General features: G+C 38.7%; 11 protein-coding genes. 6 read left to right on the top strand and 5 right to left on the bottom strand.

What is annotated here, in order from left to right; genetic code table 11:
- Positions 1-16 precede the first annotated feature (16 nt).
- Together ACM5QX_RS02815 and ACM5QX_RS02810 are read right to left on the bottom strand one after the other, a co-directional pair.
- Positions 17-934, bottom strand: a complete 918-nt coding sequence (locus tag ACM5QX_RS02815) for an SMP-30/gluconolactonase/LRE family protein (RefSeq protein ID WP_414752295.1) — start codon at positions 932-934, stop codon at positions 17-19.
- A gap of 6 nt (positions 935-940) precedes the next feature.
- The gene (locus ACM5QX_RS02810; protein ID WP_414752294.1) at positions 941-1,687 is read right to left on the bottom strand and encodes an SDR family oxidoreductase; all 747 of its coding nucleotides are present in this window, start codon (positions 1,685-1,687) and stop codon (positions 941-943) included.
- An 85-nt stretch (positions 1,688-1,772) separates the two neighbouring features.
- Between ACM5QX_RS02810 and ACM5QX_RS02805 the strand changes: the two genes are divergently transcribed.
- Positions 1,773-2,690 (top strand): LysR family transcriptional regulator, encoded by a 918-nt coding sequence (locus tag ACM5QX_RS02805; RefSeq protein WP_414752293.1) that lies wholly within the window; start codon positions 1,773-1,775, stop codon positions 2,688-2,690.
- A 387-nt stretch (positions 2,691-3,077) separates the two neighbouring features.
- Complete coding sequence (locus ACM5QX_RS02800; protein ID WP_414752292.1) at positions 3,078-8,495, top strand: AAA family ATPase; 5,418 nt, start codon at positions 3,078-3,080, stop codon at positions 8,493-8,495.
- A 352-nt stretch (positions 8,496-8,847) separates the two neighbouring features.
- On the opposite strand, the gene rlmN is transcribed toward ACM5QX_RS02800, so the two are convergent.
- Positions 8,848-9,915, bottom strand: a complete 1,068-nt coding sequence (gene rlmN, locus ACM5QX_RS02795) for a 23S rRNA (adenine(2503)-C(2))-methyltransferase RlmN (protein ID WP_414752291.1) — start codon at positions 9,913-9,915, stop codon at positions 8,848-8,850.
- 357 nt (positions 9,916-10,272) lie between these two features.
- Here rlmN and ACM5QX_RS02790 point away from each other — a divergent pair, with 357 nt between their 5' ends.
- The 3 genes from ACM5QX_RS02790 (at position 10,273) to ACM5QX_RS02780 (ending at position 14,097) form a co-directional block, all read left to right on the top strand.
- Positions 10,273-11,142, top strand: coding sequence for a response regulator (locus ACM5QX_RS02790; RefSeq protein WP_414752290.1), 870 nt, complete (start codon positions 10,273-10,275; stop codon positions 11,140-11,142).
- Positions 11,143-11,216: 74 nt separating this feature from the next.
- Positions 11,217-13,064, top strand: coding sequence for a CHASE2 domain-containing protein (locus tag ACM5QX_RS02785; RefSeq protein WP_414752289.1), 1,848 nt, complete (start codon positions 11,217-11,219; stop codon positions 13,062-13,064).
- A 286-nt stretch (positions 13,065-13,350) separates the two neighbouring features.
- Positions 13,351-14,097 carry a DUF928 domain-containing protein gene (locus tag ACM5QX_RS02780; protein WP_414752288.1) on the top strand — a complete coding sequence of 249 codons (747 nt, stop codon included), beginning with the start codon at positions 13,351-13,353 and terminating at the stop codon, positions 14,095-14,097.
- A 160-nt stretch (positions 14,098-14,257) separates the two neighbouring features.
- Here the strand turns inward: ACM5QX_RS02780 and ACM5QX_RS02775 are convergent, their stop codons facing one another.
- Positions 14,258-16,909: a CHAT domain-containing protein gene (locus tag ACM5QX_RS02775; protein WP_414752287.1), complete on the bottom strand. Its 2,652-nt coding sequence runs from the start codon at positions 16,907-16,909 to the stop codon at positions 14,258-14,260.
- On the bottom strand, positions 16,867-17,160 hold the full coding sequence (locus ACM5QX_RS02770) for a M10 family metallopeptidase C-terminal domain-containing protein (protein WP_414752433.1): 294 nt from the start codon (positions 17,158-17,160) through the stop codon (positions 16,867-16,869). Before ACM5QX_RS02770 ends, ACM5QX_RS02775 begins: the two co-directional genes overlap by 43 nt.
- A 639-nt stretch (positions 17,161-17,799) precedes the next feature.
- Here ACM5QX_RS02770 and ACM5QX_RS02765 point away from each other — a divergent pair.
- Positions 17,800-19,500, top strand: coding sequence for a protein kinase domain-containing protein (locus ACM5QX_RS02765; RefSeq protein ID WP_414752286.1), 1,701 nt, complete (start codon positions 17,800-17,802; stop codon positions 19,498-19,500).
- Positions 19,501-19,537 lie beyond the last annotated feature (37 nt).

Raw genomic sequence — 19,537 nt, 5'->3', positions numbered from 1 at the left:
TCGTTTCTGGTAATTTTTAAACAAAAATATACCCAGTTTTATTGACTTCCAAGCGCACAACGTTTGCAGGGACAACTCCTGTGGGAGGGGGTAAAAACATCCCACCGTTGGTGACGACATAGATAGCGGTGCGGTTATCTGGACTTTGATCAAAGGCCACTGATGTACTACCAATTACACCTTGCTCGGCTTGAGCAATAATGGTTGTACTGCCATCAGTACCGATTCGTACTACACTGTTGTAAATGTGCGTTGCTCCGTAAAGATTGCCTTCCACGTCAAATGCAAAGTCATCAATATTAGTCTGCTTCACAAAGATTTCTGGCTCACCTGGGACATCTGCTATACCAAGGGGAATCCGCAGCAACAACATTTTCTCTGTATTGGAAACGTATAGTGTGTTACCAAAACGTTTGATGCCATTGGCGGCGGGGATGGGGTTATCTGCATTGCTACGAGCCAGCAAAGAATGTTCTAACCAAATTGATGCACTGGGTTGAGCAATATCAATTAGCCAGATGGCACCACGATAGGAATCTGCTGCCAAATAACGGTTATGGGATAGAGGGGTGATACCGTTGAGAAATATGGCATCTGGCAAGGTCAACAAGGTTTCTACTGTACCATTTTGGTCAACTAAAGAAACCACGGGTACAGAATCAGCATTCCATCCTGTGACGACTAAACCACTATTGTTAGTAAAAGCTATACCACTTACCTTGCCTGGAACGCTGGCATGAATCTGTTGATTGCCATCTGGGGTGATGCGGACAATCTGACCGATTTCATGGTTGGTTACGAAGATTGTACCATCGGCAGCGATCGCCAAATTTTCGAGAAAGGTATAAACAGGGAACGAGGTAATAACCTTGGCTGGAGCCAAATTAATCGGTGTTTGTACGTAAATAGGGGGTAAACCTGGGGAATCTGTCATATTAACCTACCACTGTAATTGAACTGGGCCACCAAACTTCCGCATCTCTGCAAAAAACTGGCCTTGCACTCCTCCATCCGGTAAGGTTGCTAAATAGACGGCTGTTTCTGCTCCCTCTTCTGCTGTAAACGGAGCATTATCACCCCCCATATCTGTTTTCATCCAACCAGGAGAATAGGCGTTCACCAGAATATTCGTACCTTGGAGTTCCTTAGCCAAAATCGCTGTGATGCCATTCACACCTACTTTAGAAAGTCTGTAGGATGGAGCTAAAGGGTAATAATCATCAGAAATTGCGGACAGAGAAGCCATTTCTGTGGAAATATTGACGATGCGACCGTAATTATGCACCTGCATTAAGGGAATTAATGCTTGAGTAATTCTCACTACCGCTAAAACATTAGTTTCCCAAGTGACACGCATTGTTTCCAGTTGCACAGTCAGCAAGCTGGATTCTTCTGGCTTAGTTGTGGGATTTATACCTGCATTGTTGACTAAAATATCTACTTTGCCATAGGTCTCACGCAACCATTTAGTAAACCTCTGAACACTCACATCATTAGTCACATCTAGAACACAATAATCTGCATCCAGTCCCTCAGCAGATAATTGCTGTTTGGCTGCTAAACCATCAGCTTCATTACGACTCGTCAGAATGACATGGAGACCAATTTGGGCTAATTTACGGGAAATAGCATATCCTAGACCTCGATTACTGCCAGTTATCACCGCAATTCTCTTTTGTTCCGTCATTTTTGTGACCTAAAGAATGCTTTTAGGTTTACTGTACTGAGATGTTATAAATTAAGCAAATTGATTGCGGCGATATATTTTATTAATGAAATTAATAGATTTATCCTCCATTGACCTCAACTTACTAGTTACGTTTGAGGTGCTTTTTGAAGAGCGAAGTGTGACAGCAGCCGCCCAGCGCTTGTATTTAGGACAACCAGCCATGAGTGCGGCTCTTGCAAGGCTACGCATACTATTTCAGGATGAATTATTCATCCGTATTGGTCGGGAAATGCAGCCGACAGCAAAAGCTCTAGAAATTGCTCCAGGTATATCAGTTGCGCTCCAGCAGATTCGACAGACGTTAGAATCTAGCCAAACCTTTGACCCAGAAACTTCTAAACATACCTTTGCCATTGGTAGTTCGGACTACACCAGCTATGTTGTTCTGCCCAAATTGTTGGAAGTTTGTCGCCTGGTTGCACCAAGCATTGATTTTCGACTAATTGGTTTTGAGAAAGATAGTGTAGGAGACCTGTTAGAACAACGAGAAATTCATGTTGCGTTGGGTTTGTTTCAAAATCCACCCCGACAAACGAGACAAATGCCATTATTTGAAGAACACTTTGTTGGTCTTTGTCGCCGTGGACATCCTGTTGTCACTCAGGAGAATATGGCACCGGAGACCTTTGCTTGTCTCCCTCAAGCTCTTTTTACTCTCCGAAGAGATGACATTGGTGAAATTGACAAGGTGCTTGCTCAATACAATCTTCAGCGTCGAGTTGTGTTGACTACCCCCCACTTGCTCATCTTACCAACTGTCATTTCATCTAGTGACTTGGTGACTGTCATTCCTTCACGACTGGTGACATCATTTGCTTACAAAGATACGCTAGAAATTTTTGAACTTCCTGTAAAAACTGAACCTTGGATGATTTCTATGTTGTGGAGTAAGCTTACAGATCAAGATCAAGCGAGTATTTGGTTACGGCAGATGCTCAAAAGTGTTTGTGAAGGAATTTAAGCTAAATCGCCGCATAATAAGCTTCATCTACTTTTAATGTTGTCTCTGTGATGAATTTGGCATCATCGGAAATCAGCAAAGGGCGTTGCTGATTAGTGGGATGATTTTTGTCGGGCTACACTCCGCTAACGCTAACACGCATACCGCAAGCGGAACCCGTACCCCTACGGGGAAGCAAGCTACACATTAGCTTCTCCGAATGAGAAGGGTAGAATCAATATTCTGCTTTGTAACCTTGGCATATGGGGAAAATTTAAGTTGAGGATTTCTAGTAACCTTGGGACATAAAGATTATTTTTCTAACAAGATATTATGAACTTCTACTTTGTTTATCACGATATTTTGCTTGTACGGGAATGCTAAATCTGATATTTAAGAAGTGATAATATGCTTAATATTCCCGGTTATACTATCAGCGAAGAACTTTATGATGGTTCGAGAACCCTAGTTTATCGAGCTATTCGACAGGCAGACACCTTACCAGTGGTAATTAAACTGCTGAAAAATCCTTATCCCAGCTTTTCTGAACTGGTACAGTTCCGCAACCAATACACCATCGCTAAAAATCTCAACTATCCCGGAATCATCGCCACCTATAGCCTAGAACCCTTACATAATGGCTATCAGTTAGTAATGGAAGACTTTGGCGGAATTTCTGTGAAGGATTATTTCGTCCACAATCATTATGTCGCGTCTCTAGATAAATTTTTACAAATAGCGATCGCCCTATGCGACATCTTAGACATACTATATCGTCAGCGCATTATTCATAAAGATATTAAGCCTGCCAATATTCTCATTAACCCAGAAACGACACAGGTTAAATTAATTGACTTTAGTATAGCCTCCTTGCTTCCACGGGAAACTCAAACTTTAATTAATCCCAACGTTTTGGAAGGGACATTAGGTTATATTTCTCCCGAACAAACTGGACGGATGAACCGGGGGATTGACTATCGCACTGATTTTTATTCTTTGGGGGCAACTTTTCACGAACTATTGACAGGAAAATTACCATTCCCCTCAGAGGACGCAATGGAGTTGGTACATTGTCATCTGGCAAAAGCCCCAACTTTAGTACATGAAATTAATCTAACAATTCCACCTGTACTCTCAGACATTGTTAACAAACTCATGGCGAAAAATGCGGAAGACCGGTATCAAAGTGCATTAGGTCTGAAGTATGATTTAGAAAAGTGCTTAGTCCAACTGCAAGAAACGGGTAAAATTGAGAGTTTCCCAATTGCTCAGAGGGATGTGTGCGATCGCTTCATTATTCCTGATAAATTATATGGACGAGAAGCCGAAGTAGAAACCCTACTCCAAGCATTTGAGCGCGTTAGTACCTGTAACACCGAAATGATGCTGGTAGCTGGGTTTTCGGGTATTGGGAAAACAGCCGTAGTCAACGAAGTTCATAAACCCATTGTTCGACAACGGGGTTATTTTATTAAAGGCAAATATGACCAATTTCAGCGTAATATTCCCTTTAGTGCTTTTGTACAAGCATTCCGGGATTTAATGGGGCAGTTGTTGACAGAAAGCGACGCTCAAATTCAGCAATGGAAAAGTCAGATATTAGCAGCCGTTGGTGAGAATGGACAGGTAATTATTGAAGTCATCCCCGAATTAGCAGGAATTATTGGTCAACAACCGCCAATCATAGAACTATCAGGAACTGCTGCCCAAAATCGGTTTAATTTATTATTTCAGAAATTTGTCCAAGTATTCAAAACTCAGGAACATCCCTTAGTGATGTTTTTAGATGATTTGCAATGGGCAGATTCCGCATCTCTCAACTTGATGCAGTTGTTGATGAGTGAATCAGGAGGGGGATATTTATTATTAATTGGGGCTTATCGAGATAATGAAGTTTCCGATGCCCATCCGTTGATGTTCAGTTTGGCAGAAATTAGAAAAGCCCAAGCCACCATCAATACTATTACCCTTGCGCCCCTGAGTCAATCTAGTTTAAATCAACTAGTGGCAGATACCCTGAGTTGTTCATCGGCAATTGCCCAACCATTAACTCAATTGGTATATCAAAAAACCAAGGGAAACCCCTTTTTCAGCACCCAGTTTATCAAGGCGATATATGAAGATGGACTGATTACATTTAATGGGGATGAGGGAAATTGGCAGTGTGATATTGTGGGAGTTAAGGAGTCATCCCTTTCCGATGATGTTGTTGAATTCATGGCATTGCAGTTACGGAAATTGCCACAGACAACACAGAATATTCTCAAATTTGCAGCGTGTATAGGGAATAAATTTGATTTAGGAATCTTGGCGATTATTTGGGAAAAATCATTAACTGAAACAGCTACAGCCTTATGGAAAGCATTACAAGAAGGACTGATTTTACCCCAGAGTGAAGTTTATAAATTTTATGTCGATAGGGAAATACAGGATGAGGTCAAAGGTTCACAAACTGTTACCTACAAATTTCTCCACGATCGCGTCCAGCAAGCAGCATACTCATTGATTCCCGCAGAACAAAAGCAGTATACCCATTTCCAGATCGGTCAATTGCTGTTGCAAGGGTTATCTCAAGGGAAACAAGAAGAACGGATTTTTGACATCGTCAACCAGTTGAATATGGGGCTAGATGTCATCACCACCAATGAACAGAAACAAGAACTAGCCCATCTCAACTTAAAAGCTGGACAAAAAGCCAAACTCTCAGCCGCCTATCAAGCTGCTTACGACTACTGCACCATTGGGATGAGTGTATTATCGCCAGATGCTTGGCAGCAAGACTATCCACTCATGTACAGTTTGCACCGTGATGCTTCAGAAGCCGCTTATCTTTGTGGTAAATTTGACCAAGCCGAAGCCTTGTATGCAGAAACCCTCACCTATGCTCAAGCCCCCCTTGACCAAGCCATAATTTATCGCATACAGATGACACAGTATCAGCTCCAGGGACGAAATGCTGAGGCGATCGCTATTCAACGTCAAAGTTTACAGATGTTGGGATGGACGATACCCACACAACCGGAGATGATACAAGCTGGACTAGATGAGGAAATTGCCACAGTTCAACAATTTCTAGAGCAGCATACCATTGAATCCATTCTTGCAGCCCCCAAAATGGTAGATCCCAGCATTGCCGAAATGCTGCGAATTTTACAAATTTTGTTCTACGCCGCCTGGCTCGATGGTCAAAGCACCTTAGCTCTGCTAGCACTCGCCAAGATGACCACGCTGTCATTACAGTATGGTAACAGCGATATGTCTCCCTTTGGTTATGCCGGCTATGGCTTAATTGCTAATGGTGTATTCAAAGACTGCGCCACTGCTTATGAGTTTGGGGAAATGGCAGTACAGCTTTGTGAACAGTTTGATAATGCTGATGTGCGAGGGATGACGAATTTCCTGTTTGCCGCTGATGTGCATAGCTGGAGTCGTCCCATTCGAGAGGCAGATACATACTATAACAACGCCTACAAATATGGGATGGAAGCGGGAAACTGGCTAACAGTGGGCTTCATGATGATGCAGAGTGGTTCCGATCGCCTAACTTATGGTAAACATTTAGATGATTTGTATGCGATCGCTCAAAATCATGCAGCCTTTCTTCATCAAATCAAAAGCTTAGATAACCTAGATGCTTTAACAGCAGGAGTTCTGCAACCAATTCGCCATCTCCTGGGGTTAACAAAAACGCTCTTCACCTTTGATGATGACGATTTTATTGAAGCTGAATATTTGCAAAAATATGCCAATGCTCCCTATCACTTATCTTGGTTATATTCCGTTAAAATTCGCCATGCTTATTTATTTGACCAAAAATCCACCTACTCCGATTTAATCCCCCAACTGAGCATGATTGAAACCACTATTTCCAGTCATGCAAAAGTCCCTTCCAGCGTTTTTTATGTGGCATTAATGCACCTGGCGCTAGCTGAAAATGCTACTGAAGAATCTGAGCGTCAACACCATTGGCAAGCACTCCTCCCCCTAGAAACAAGCTTAAAGCGTTGGCTAAAAGCTTGTCCAGAAAATATCCGGCACAAGTTCCTCCTCATTCAAGCAGAAAAAGCCCGAATTAAAAAACAAAAAACCAAGGCTATAGAACTTTATGAGCAAGCAATTAGCCAAGCTCAAGCAAATCAGTATGGCTACGAAGAAGCTTTAGCTAACGAACTTGCAGCTAAATTCTATCTCGACTGGGGTAAAGTAAAAATTGCCCAAGTATATATGCAGGAAGCCTGCTACGGCTACGCCCGTTGGGGAGCTAAAGCCAAAGCTCATCACCTAGAAAAAACCTATCCCCAACTACTCAAACCTATTCTGCAACAGCAACGAATCAACTTCAACCCCTTGGAAACTATTACCTTTCGTGGGGCCACTTCATCTACTCACACTACTACTACTAGTAGCACAAATATTTCTGAGATTCTGGACTTTACTTCTGTTCTCAAAGGCGCTCAAGCTATATCTGGCTGTATTGAATTAGACGAACTGATTGCCAACCTCACCCGGATTATCCTCGAAAATTCCGGCGCGAAAAAATCTGTACTCATTCTTCCCCTAGAAGAAACTTGGCAAGTTAAAGCAATTACCTCGGTTAATCAAGAGTCAAGTTCTCACACTAATATACAAACTATCCTTTCCTCACAATCAATAGAAGATTGTCAAGATATACCCCCAAAAATTATCAATTACGTAAAAAATACCCAGAAACCCCTGATTATAGACAATTGCCAAACAGATATTCCTGGGGTAATTGGGGAATATATGCTAGAGCATCAGCCAAAAAGTGTATTATGCACACCAATTATTCATCAAGGTCATTTAGTGGGAATTCTCTACTTAGAAAATGAACTCACAAGTGAGGTATTTAATAGCGAACATTTGCAAGTAGTCAATCTACTTTCTTCCCAAGCAGCAATATCACTAGAAAACGCCAGACTTTATCAAAAAGCCCAACAAGCATTACAAGATTTACAACAAGCCCAATTACAAATTGTCCAAAGTGAAAAAATGTCGGCACTGGGTAATTTAGTTGCTGGGGTAGCCCATGAAATGAATAATCCTTTGGGCTTTATTGCTGCCAGTCTTATGCAAGCTCAACCAATCATAGCTGATATTACCGAACACTTGAAGCTCTATCAAGAAAATTTGCCCGACAAGATTGAGAAAATCGCAGACCATGCTCAAGAAATTGACTTGGAATATATTTTAGAAGATTTGCCGAAGATGATTGAGTCGATGACAATGGCTTGTGAAAGACTCAAAAATATTAGTACCAGTCTTCGCACTTTCTCTCGTGCTGATAGAGATTATAAAGTACCATTCAATATTCATGAAGGTATTGAGAGTACAATTCTCATTTTAAAACATCGTCTAAAAGCTAACGAACAACGTCCAGCAATTGAAGTAGTAACAGAATATGCTGATTCACCCATGATTGAATGCTTTCCAGGGCAAATAAATCAGGTATTTATGAACATTATGGCAAATGCCATTGATGCTTTAGATGAGGTAAATACGGAACGTAGTTTTGCGGAAATTCAAGCAAATCCCAACAAAATAAAGATTAGAACCTTACTAGAAAATCAGCAAGTGAAGATTACTATTGCTGATAATGGTCAGGGAATGAGCGAAGAGGTTAAAGCCAAGATATTTGACCACTTATTTACTACCAAAATGGTAGGAAAAGGAACGGGATTAGGATTGGCTATAGCTCAGTCTATTGTGGTAGAAAAACATGGCGGAACGCTGACAGTAAATTCTACCCTTGGTGAGGGAACTGAATTTGTCATCTCCTTACCGATTTTGGATGAGTCCCAAAATTAGGGACTTCCAGATGAATAAATTTTAAATGTAGGGTGTGTCAGTGCGATAGTACCTAACTGTACTCAGAAATTATTCATACTGATGCACCCTACCAAACATTCCTCTGCTTTTACTCTTTATTAATGATTGCTATACATCCTTGGGTGAAGACGCGATTCATCGCGTCTCTACAGATTGTTTATTTGTCACATTCTTTTTTTGGCGTTGCTGATTAGTGGGATGATTTTTGTCGGGCTTACGCCCCGCTTCGCTAACACGCAAAGGCGCAAAGACGCAAAGAATCAATATTCTGCTTTGTACAAAAGTCTCAATTCATCCCGCATTTATGCAACGCCCTTTTTTTAAATTGGTATTACCTTGATGTTTTGGTGCGTAGTTGTCCACAAGCTGCATCAGCTTCTAAACCACGAGAATAGCGGACACTAACAGCAATGTGTTGTTGCTGAAGCACTGTAAGAAATGCTTGAATACGATCGCCACTAGGGCGTTTATAATCAACTTCATCAATAGGATTATAAGGAATCAAATTAACGTGATTTTGAAAGCCCCGTAGATGCTTTGATAGTTCTAAAGCGTGTTCTGGCAAATCATTCACGCCAGCCAGCAGGATATATTCAAAGGAAATTCGTCTCCCGGTGATAGCTACATATTCTCGACATTCAGCCAGTAAATCCTCAATGTGATAAGAGCGAGCGCTGGGTATGAGTTGTTCGCGCAGTGCTTGGTTGGGAGCGTGGAGACTCACCGCCAGAGTCACTTGTAGATGGTGTTCGGCTAATTGACTGATGCGATCGCGTATCCCTACAGTGGATAAAGTCAGCGATCGCTGTCCAATACCCACATCTTGATTTAAGCTTCTCAGCGCAGCCAAAACATTTTCTGTATTCAACAACGGTTCACCCATCCCCATGAAGACAACATGACTCACCCGTTGCTGAAAATCTTCTTGGACAGTGAGAACTTGATCAACAATTTCATGTCTTTCTAGGTTGCGTTTATAGCCACCCTTACCAGTAGCACAGAAATCGCAAGCCATCGGACAACCCACCTGGGTAGAAACACAGACTGTCAAACGCTTATCGGTGGGGATACCCACAGTTTCCACAATTTCACCGTCGCTCAGTTGCAGGAGATATTTGACAGTCCCATCCGATGCTACAGACCGATGGTGAATGGTAGAACGTCCAATGGGGACATCGGCTACAGCCGCCCGCCATTGTTTAGAGAATACAGAAATATCAGTGAGCGATCGCACTCCCTTGTGATAAATCCAATCGTGCAACTGCTTACCCCTATAAGCAGGTTGTCCTTGCTGCTGCACCCAACCAGTTAACTCCGTGACTGAAGCGCCGAGCAGGGGTAAACAAGGTTGTTGTGGCTGAGATGATGGAGTTAGCTGGGTAACAGGCGTAGCAGACATAAGAAATCACAAATTAATTCTGAATCTCTATCCTACAACTTTCATAGGAAGTTAGTGGCGATGTTAACACTGCAAAAGAAGTGCATTTTTCTGCATAGGCATCGAATTTGTCTTTTTATAGAATGTTTGGATACCTTGCCTAGTTGGATTTCTGTTCGGGTAGCGTAGCCATACTCACTTGCGTAGTTAAGACGTGGGCAGGGAAAGAGAGCAAGGAATACAAGTGTGGGGAATTTTCTGGCACACATCAAGTTACCCTAACAAACATCAAATAGTTGTGTGATCAGACAAACCATTGCTCTTGAATAAATATATTCTTAATATTTTGTCTATTGAGTACCATATATACTATCTGAAATGAAACTATTAGTAAAAGCACTTACATGGATACAAGGTTTAAAACCTAGCGACTTACAAGAGCCAAATAGAGACTTTAACTATATAAAACTCAAAATTTTTACAACTGAAACTAGTGAGCCTAATTTTGAATACACACAGATAATGAAACATTTAATTATAGATAGAGATATAAGTATGGTTAATGTTGATCAATTGATAATGAGCCAAGATTTACCTCAATCATCCACACTAAAAATTTTAGTTGTTGATGACCATCAGTTAATTTTAAGTGGAACGCTGAATGTACTACAGCAACAATATCCAGATGCAGCGATCGCCACAGCAAAAACAGTAGTTGAGGCGCTGACACAGATGAGAAATTCTGCGTTTGATTTGATTGTTATGGATTTATCAATACCCGAAAAAGCTGGTGCGATCGCCTATATTGATACGGGTATCAATTTGCTACAACAGTTAATCCAGAAATATCCCCAACAGAATTTTTTGGTACAAAGTAGTTATGTCAAGGCTTTGGTCAGGATCAAACACGAAATTGATGAGCATCAAGGTGGCTTTGCGATCGCTGATAAGGGACTATGCGAATCTGAAATGATAGTTCGAGCTAATTTAGCACTACAAGGGGCAACCCACACCAAAGACATCAAAACTGGATTAGAGCTGAAGCCAGAGTGGTTAGAAGTACTAAAATTAGCTTTTGAAGAAGGTTTAACAGATATAGCAATCTGCAAACGGATTCACAGATCCGAGCGCGCCGTGCGTACATACTGGACGAAGATTCAAGATGTACTTGGCATTTATCCAGAACCAGGAAAAAATATGCGAATTCAAACTGAAATCCGCGCTCGGCAAGAAGGATTGATTGATTAGTCATTAGTTATTACTTACTTATGTTCCGGCTTAATACAAGAAAAATTAAGCAAGAAATTATTATTTTGCGACAGGTGGCTATACCTGGAATGACTGTTTTATTTATTATTATAATTGCCAGATTATCCGGTTTATTGCAGGGCTTAGAATTGATATTATTTGATACTTTTTTACGGTTGCGCCCAGCCGAAATGACTGACCCAAAAATAGTGATTATCGGAATTAATGAAAATGACATTCGTAGTTTAGGAACTTACCCGGTTCCAGATGCAGAAATTGCTTCATTGATTCAAAAAATTCAGATTTACAAACCCGCAGTGATTGGACTTGATATTGTAAAAAATGTTCCAATAGAACCAGGACATCAAAAACTTATCAAAGCATTTCAACAATATAAAAACCTGATTGGTATAGAAAAAGTTTTACCACCTGACGAAATTTCTCCACCACCAAACCTACCGCCAAAACAAATAGGTTTTTCTGATGTAATCGCAGATAGAGATGGTAACTATCGTCGCTATTTACTTTTGACCGCCTCACCCCAAAATCCCGAAAATCCCCAAGATGATAAATATTCCCTAGCCCTAAGATTAGCACAAGGTTATTTAGCTACTAAAAATATAATTATAAATACGGGAAAATATAATTCATATATTCGATTTGCTGATATAGAACTGCCTATATTTTCTGCAAATACTGGTGGATACGTAGGAGAAAATGATACTGGCTTAAAAATGCTAGTTAATTTTCGCAGTGGTAAGCAACCATTTCGGTTTATTTCTCTAAATGATATTAAAAGTAGTAAATTTGATCCCAATTGGCTCAAGCAAAAAATAATCATAATTGGTGTAACTGCTGCTAGTAGTAATGATTTATTTAATACTTCAGCAACTACTAGCTCAAAAATTCATAGTCAAATTTATGGAGTCGAATTTCATGCCCATGTTACTTCGCAAATAATTAATGCAGTTGTCAATGATAGACCATTATTACAAGTTTGGTCTGATGGTTGGGAATATTTATGGTTAGTGATTTGGGGTGTGACAGCAATAATTATTGCTAGAGTAACAGAGACTTTTCGCAGAAATTTATTAACTATTATATTAATAATATTTTGCTTAATAAGTATCAGCTACTTACTCATCTTATTAGGTTGGTGGATTCCTCTAGCACCGACTTTACTAATTTTAGGCATTAACGGTTTGGGAATCAGTGTCTTTGCTTTTCATGAATATAAACAAAATCAAATAAAAATACAGCTAAGTCAACACACTATAGAGCATACATTTACACTTATTCATAATGGGCCGTTACAGACTTTAGCTAATATATTGAGGCAGGTAGGTACAGACAACTTACAAAACGATAAATTAATATTGCAGTTAGAAAAACTTAATTCTGAAATTCGTTCTATCGGTGAATATTTAAGGATCGAAGCATTAACCCCCAACGAAAGCTTGCGCTTAGGTAGCTGTGTCAAAATTGACTTAAAAAGACCAATCCATGAACTATTTTACGAAGTATATACAAGTACTATTGCCAGAGATGATTTAGAGTATTTCTATAATATTAACGTCAAAGTCCGCACATTTGAGCCTATAGACGAAAAGTACTTAAATATAGAAAAAAAACAAGAGTTGTGCCTATTTTTAGAAGAAGCTTTATGTAATGTAGGAAAACACGCCAAAGGTGTCAAACGAATTGAAGCCATTGGTAAGAAAGAAAGAGGTTCATATACTTTGATGATTAAAGATAATGGTTGTGGACTCACATCATTTTCTGAAAATAAAGGGATGAAACAACTTAAAAATATTGCTAAAAAACTAGGAGGAAATTTCAAGTGCGAATCCCTTTATCCCAAGGGAACAATCTGTGAAGTTACATGGAAATTAACAAACAATAAAAATAACTATTTGAATTAGATTTTCATTATTAAAAATATCTTATTATCTGTAGGATGGGCATTGCCCACCTCATCATGCTTCTGATGGACATTGCCCAACGCCACTTGCTCCAAGCCGGGAAACCCGTAAGGGCGCAGTGGCTCCCCTACGTATATTTCAAAAATCTAGAGGTTGTATGCAACTTCTCTACTAGAGAATTGGTACAACACACCCTACAATAATTTCATATAAATATGGTAAGATTTCACTTTTTATAGACAGAAATTTCTCCCTGTTGATCAAATTGATAACTTAGAGAAGGCAAATGTCAACAAATTTTAGCCTCACTATCAACCCCAGATTAGTAACTAGTGCTATTCTTGGCTTATTGCTGTTTCTGACACCAGTTGCAGTTACAGCTTCTTCATCATCTAATCGCCGCCAACCTGCAAGTGACTATAGTAGAAGCGCGGGTAAACGAGGTTGTCCAAATGACTCCAGTGAAACCATACCTCTAACAGTACTTGCACCACAGACTTATGTTGGATACACAACGGAGTTACGTCCTACTTTTGTCGGTTTTGTCTCTAGTCCCCAGAAGGTAGAGTTGCGGATTTTTGAATTTACTTCCGACAAGGAAGTCAAACAGCTAGGTAATGCCGTACACAAAGATGCAAAATCAGGTATATTTCAAATACCCCTACCTGAAGAAAACCCTGATTTAACTATAGGTAAGAGATATCTTTGGCAGTTATCTATGAGATGTTCTGGGGTGAACATAGTCGAAGCAGCAGAATTTATTGTTGTGGAAATGTCATCTACACTCAAAAGTAAATTACCCAGTACAGCTAATGGTTTACAAAAAGCCACTGTTTTGGCTGAAGAAAATTTGTGGTATGACGCATTGAATGAGGCTTTAAAGTTAGCAAATAATGGCAAACTAGGTGATTTAGGGGCAAAAATAGTTAAAAGCTTTGCTAAACATGAATCGCCAAAACCTACAGAGATTCAAACATTAGTTCAAAAGAGAATACAATTTCTACATAAAATAGCAGATCAAGAAAAAGATTGATAGCAATTCTCTATGAAGTGGCAGCAAAAATGATGTAGAGAGGTTGTATGCAACGTTTCTACAGTTAAAAATAAAGCACATCTTCATTAAGAAACTGAGGGGAGTTGACGATACTTGTTGAAGAGGATTTATAAGCAGACTTAGTTTTGACTATTCCTTTTCAAAGCCAATTTCCTATGAGGATAAATGCTGACCAATAGTATGGATGGTCATATTTGTCATTAATTTCTGGTATTTGTTTGGCATTGATTAGTTTTAACTGTGCTGCTTGTAAAGCTTGTGCTTTACTCATTCCTGAATTACGTAACTTATCGTAAAACTCGGCAATTAAGTTGGCTGTAGAGTCATCGTCTACAGGCCATAGTGAAGCTAAGGCGCTTTTTGTCCCAGCTTGCAATGCTACACCAGCTAAACCTAGTGTAGCGCGATCGTCACCTGTAGCTGTTTCACAAGCCGTTAATGTTAATAGTTCCACTACATTAGAAATATTACCAGATTGGCGCAGTATGGCTTCTAGTTTATCAATGGTAAGTTTTTCATTATTACCTATTACTAGAAACGTATCTTCTGGGATAATACCAAACTGTGCATGGGTCGCAATATGAATAATAGGATAAGTTTTTTCCTGAATTTCTCTTTTTAAGTTTTGGATAGCAAACTCTTCATTTTCTAGTTTTTTACTTTCGGGAAATATTTTTTTAATAGCCCCATATTCTATAGGGAAATATGCGAGTTCAGGAAAAACCTTATTATCTATTTTACTTTCTTGACTCAACGCTAAAACTAAAGCACGATTGACTTGTGAGCTTAAAGGCTTTAAGTCGGTTAATTGTAAACTAGAAGTTGTAGCAACAGCATATTTTTCAATTAAATATTTGCTTTCGTTTTTGTCGTAAAGCGCAGCCATTGGGACATCACGCAAGAAACCATCTTGAATAAAAACTAAAGTTTTAATTTTTTGTTCTGTTAAATATTTTTCAATTGGACTAATGATGGCATCATAAATATTTTCGGCATCTTTGGTACTGTAATTGATAGTTTGTTGTGCTAGTAAACTATTACGGAATTGAGATATTTCCTGACGTAAGGTTTCTTGATTTTTATTCTCTACCCAGTGCAAGTATTCTTGTTGATTGGGTAGACTGAGTAAAATTCCTATTTTATCTTTAAAAATAATTGAACTGATAACAGCAGTATCTTTTTCTATGACTTGATACAGTGGCTGGTTGTTAAAAGCTGCTAGGATACAATCATTACCAAAATAATTTTGGATTTCTGCTTGTCGGAGGGAGTTGATAGTGGTCAAGGCACTATTTAGTTGTTGATTGCGCCTTACACTATCTTGATTATTAGATGTAGCCAATTCTAACTGAAGTTGTGCTAATTGGCGGTAGACAGGCTCAACAACATCGCGGAAATCAAATTGGAAATCACGGTTTGTAGTTAAAATATCATTGCGTAGTTCTTCTAATGTTTTATAAGCTCTTTCATAAAAAGATAGTGCTTGATTAAGTTGTTTCTGTGCTGCTAGAATTCTTCCTGCTTGCCACTCCCATAAATATAAACTATCTTTTGCTTGTAAATTTTGGTCAGCGAACCAAATAGCCTGGTTAGTTAGTTTCCAAGCAGATTTATACTCTTTTTGGCATTCATATAAATGTCCTAATTCTCCTAAAGCATAGGATGTAGAACGGGCATCTTGCAATTTTTGGGCAGTTTTAATGGCTTGATGAAAAAGCTGCTTAACTTGTAATTCTGGCAATCTTGTTTTTTGGTGGCATTGATTGATGGATGAAGTGAATTCATCATTAGTAATAGGTAAATTAGCTAATTCAATTTCTGCATATACTTTGTTAATTGAATCTGGTAGTTGCTCAATTAAAGCTAAAGCCTGTTGGATATTTGTCTGAATTTGATTGGGATTTAAGATATTACTATCTACAGTTTGATAAGCAAGCTTGATGAAGTTTATATGACTGCGTAGTTCGGCAATTTTATTATTTTCTTTAGCTGCTGCGGCAATACTTCTTTGCAAAGAACTTATGGCTGTTTTATAATCATCTTGAGAACGTTGTATAAACTCATTCATTTTAGAAGATTTATGATTTTTAGCAGATTTAGCGCGTAAATTCCAAAGTTGGGCGCGGCCAGCGTAAGCATTAGCTAAACTGTTAAGGATAGCAAAATTGTCTGTTTGATTTTGGCTATTGTTGACAGTCTCTAGATATTTAATTGATAAATCATAGTTACCTTGCAGTCGGTGAGCTTCTCCTAAGCTTCCCAGGGCCGCAATCTCGCCTAATTTATCTTTTTGTTCCTGGGCAATTTGTAATGCACTCCCTGTTTGACAAATTAATGTATCTGCACCACATAAAAGACTGATGGCTTTTTTTGTTTGTCCTGAATTACTATAAATTTGTGCTATTTCAGTCAGGATTCTTCCGACTTTTGGCAAATCTTTTTGAGAGTGATAATAAGCTTTTACCTTTTCCCAATAACTCAAAGTTAAGCTTTTATTACCTAACTGTTGATAAGTTCTAGCTAAATTTTCATTAATGATGGCTATATTAGGAGTATCGTTATTTTTTTGATAAAAATCTAAAGCTGTTTCCCAGTGTTGAATAGCAGCATAAAAGTCTCCTTTTTTATAGCTTTGAATACCCTGATTAACAAGTTTATAAGCATCAGGAATTTGAGCGTTGACTATAGCTGCTGGGTGAAAACTGCCAAAAAATAGACAAAGTATGAGACTGGCAGTAAATAGCGTTACTAACCAAGGGTAAAATAATGATTTAAAAAGTTTATTAAACACGTATGAATCAACTCAAAATTTAAAGTAAAATCAACTACGCTAAAATCGGTAATTCTGTCGATACCTCCACTACGATAGTTGAATGTAAAGCGATCGCACCCTACACCTCCTGTTAGTGTATCGTTGCCTACTCCGCTATCGAGAGTATCATTACTCCTACCACCATGCAAAATGTTAGCAGCACTATTACCGATAATTGTGTCATTGCCATCACCACCAAAAGCATTTTCGATTGTGGTTCCCGTACCGATAGTTAAGACGGTTTCATTGAGAATACCTGACCTATCTTTTTTTACCCAAAAATGCTCACACTCCTCTATTTTCTTGGCTTCAGCCGCTTTGTCACCCCTTCAGAGTGCATAATTTTACAGAGTACGAAATGAATAGAAATTAGTCGTTTATGTTTTATGCAGTCTGAAATGCAGAATTTAGTACCGATGTATGCAACTTCATGTATGCAAAGTTGCAGAAAACCGTATTCTTTTTCAGCGCAAATGAAGATTGTCCTGGTTTTGCAGGACTTTAGAGACTGAAAAGATATAGCTGTTAACGGTTGACAGACTTGAAAGCTTTGTGTTTTCAGGGTTTTATCTTAGCTTAATGTCTTAATCTATCTGGCTGCGACTATATGTGGAATACACGATCTGAAATATTTAGACAATACATTTTTATGCAATTAAAAATACATTTTTTTCTCTTTTTGATTGCAAATATCAAGTTTAAATTAGTGGGTGTGTTCTCTATTACACCATTTGCTGAAATCTCTTAACCCGCACAGGCGGGTTTTATCTGTATAGTTACGACTTCTAGTTGTGACTATCAACTTAACTGGAGGTTTTTTGCTATGGATTTTTACAACATCCTCTAACTATAGAAACAGAGGTATCTTCATGTCAGGAGCATCTCTGATTGGGAAAACACTTCGTAGTCGCTATTATATTACAGACAAAATAGGAGAGGGCGGTATTGGTGAGACTTATTTAGCTATCGATAAGGATCAGCCAGGGGATTATCAATGTGTTATTAAAAGACTTAAACCTCAAAATACCAACCAGTCTACAATAATGTGGTTACAACGAGCTTTTAATCGAGAAGCGGTAACGCTACAAAGACTCGGAAGTCACGACCAAATCCCCAGATTATTAGCTTTTTTTCGAGAGGATGAAGAGTTTTTTATAGCCCAAGAATTTATTCATGGTATAAATCTGCGTACAGAATTTAGTAATTCTGGAAAATGGAGTGAGACTCAAGTTATTTCCTTGTTGCAGAATATTTTAGAAGTTCTAGATTTTGTTCATCAAAATCAAGTCATCCACCGTGATTTAAAACCAGAAAACTTAATCAAACGTAGCAGCGACAATAAAATTGTTTTAATTGACTTTGGTGCTGTTAAAGAAATAGGTACGCAAATTATCAACAACAAGGGTAAAAAAGTCTCAACTAGCTTTATTATTGGTACACCGGGATATATGCCGATGGAACAGTTAAGGCAAAATCCGATGCTTTGTAGTGATATTTATGCAGTAGGAATGATAGCCATTGAGGCGCTCACCGGCTTACATTCTATAAAACTTTTAGATTCGTATACAGGGCAAATTGTTTGGCGCGATCGCATAAAAATTAGAGAGGATTTAGCAGAGATTTTAGATAGAATGATAGCCTACAATCCCCATCATCGCTATCAGTCTGCTTCGGAATGTTTACAGGCAATTATAAGTTTATCACAAGTTTTAAATCATCAAATACAGACATCAATATCATCGTCTTCATCCCCGATATGCACTGTCATTAAATTCAGCAGTTTTGGCAGAATAACTACTAATAAATTTATTGGCAAATTTTTAGCTATCACTCAAAATAGAAAACTTGTCAAAACTCCTGGAATATCTTTAATATTGGCATCGATAGTAGCAATTATTGTGGGTAAGGGAATTTGGACACAGATATTAATTAATAATATCGATGCGATGGCGGATGAAATTTCTCTTCCTGCTTCCAGAGCCACAAAAGGTCATACTCCTAATATAAATATTAGTAAATTTCTCTCTTATTTTATTAATTCCTCCGCAAATTTAACTAAGAAAAATCCTACAGATTTACCAATAATTAAACCACTTGTTCACAATCAAAGCTCATCACCAGTCCTCAGTCGTCTACAGACTCTCAGACTAGAGAATATCCAGATTCATCAGGTGGCTACACCCCGGACATACAATATTTGTAACGCTCCTTTACAACTGCTTCAGCCAAATCATAGCGATCGCCTAAACTTAGACTGGCAATTAGACTGGACAACTAAGGGGAATGCTCACGTAGGGCGGTTAAAAATGCAAGGTTATTCAGGGAAAATGAGAACTATCTCTCCCGACGGTAAAGGCGGCTTGAGAACTGTAGAGCAAACAATGCAACTATATACTTCTGCCAAAGGATATGTTTTGCTGGGGTTTAATTTTATGGATGTGGAGAAACAGCAAGCACGACGATATAAAGCGAATAATTTGATAATTAGAGTAGAAATTGATGGTTCAACAACAATAATCAACTGTGATGATAGTGGAAATATTTCCTCGGCGATCGCTCAAGAATTTTAACTTAACAAACCTTATATAAAATTTGCTTGAAAGCAAA

The sequence above is a fragment of the Anabaena sp. CCY 9910 genome (assembly GCF_963920875.1).
GTDB lineage: Bacteria > Cyanobacteriota > Cyanobacteriia > Cyanobacteriales > Nostocaceae > Trichormus > Trichormus variabilis.
This window is presented reverse-complemented; position numbering and strand designations above follow the sequence as displayed.

Excerpts from the sequence above, each read along its gene's own strand:
- ACM5QX_RS02780 (WP_414752288.1), top strand. The coding sequence starts at position 13,351 with ATGTCAACAAATTTTAGCCTCACTATCAACCCCAGATTAGTAACTAGT.
- ACM5QX_RS02790 (WP_414752290.1), top strand. The coding sequence starts at position 10,273 with ATGAAACTATTAGTAAAAGCACTTACATGGATACAAGGTTTAAAACCT.
- ACM5QX_RS02815 (WP_414752295.1), bottom strand. The coding sequence starts at position 934 with ATGACAGATTCCCCAGGTTTACCCCCTATTTACGTACAAACACCGATT.
- ACM5QX_RS02765 (WP_414752286.1), top strand. The coding sequence starts at position 17,800 with ATGTCAGGAGCATCTCTGATTGGGAAAACACTTCGTAGTCGCTATTAT.
- ACM5QX_RS02805 (WP_414752293.1), top strand. The coding sequence starts at position 1,773 with ATGAAATTAATAGATTTATCCTCCATTGACCTCAACTTACTAGTTACG.
- rlmN (WP_414752291.1), bottom strand. The coding sequence starts at position 9,915 with ATGTCTGCTACGCCTGTTACCCAGCTAACTCCATCATCTCAGCCACAA.
- ACM5QX_RS02810 (WP_414752294.1), bottom strand. The coding sequence starts at position 1,687 with ATGACGGAACAAAAGAGAATTGCGGTGATAACTGGCAGTAATCGAGGT.
- ACM5QX_RS02800 (WP_414752292.1), top strand. The coding sequence starts at position 3,078 with ATGCTTAATATTCCCGGTTATACTATCAGCGAAGAACTTTATGATGGT.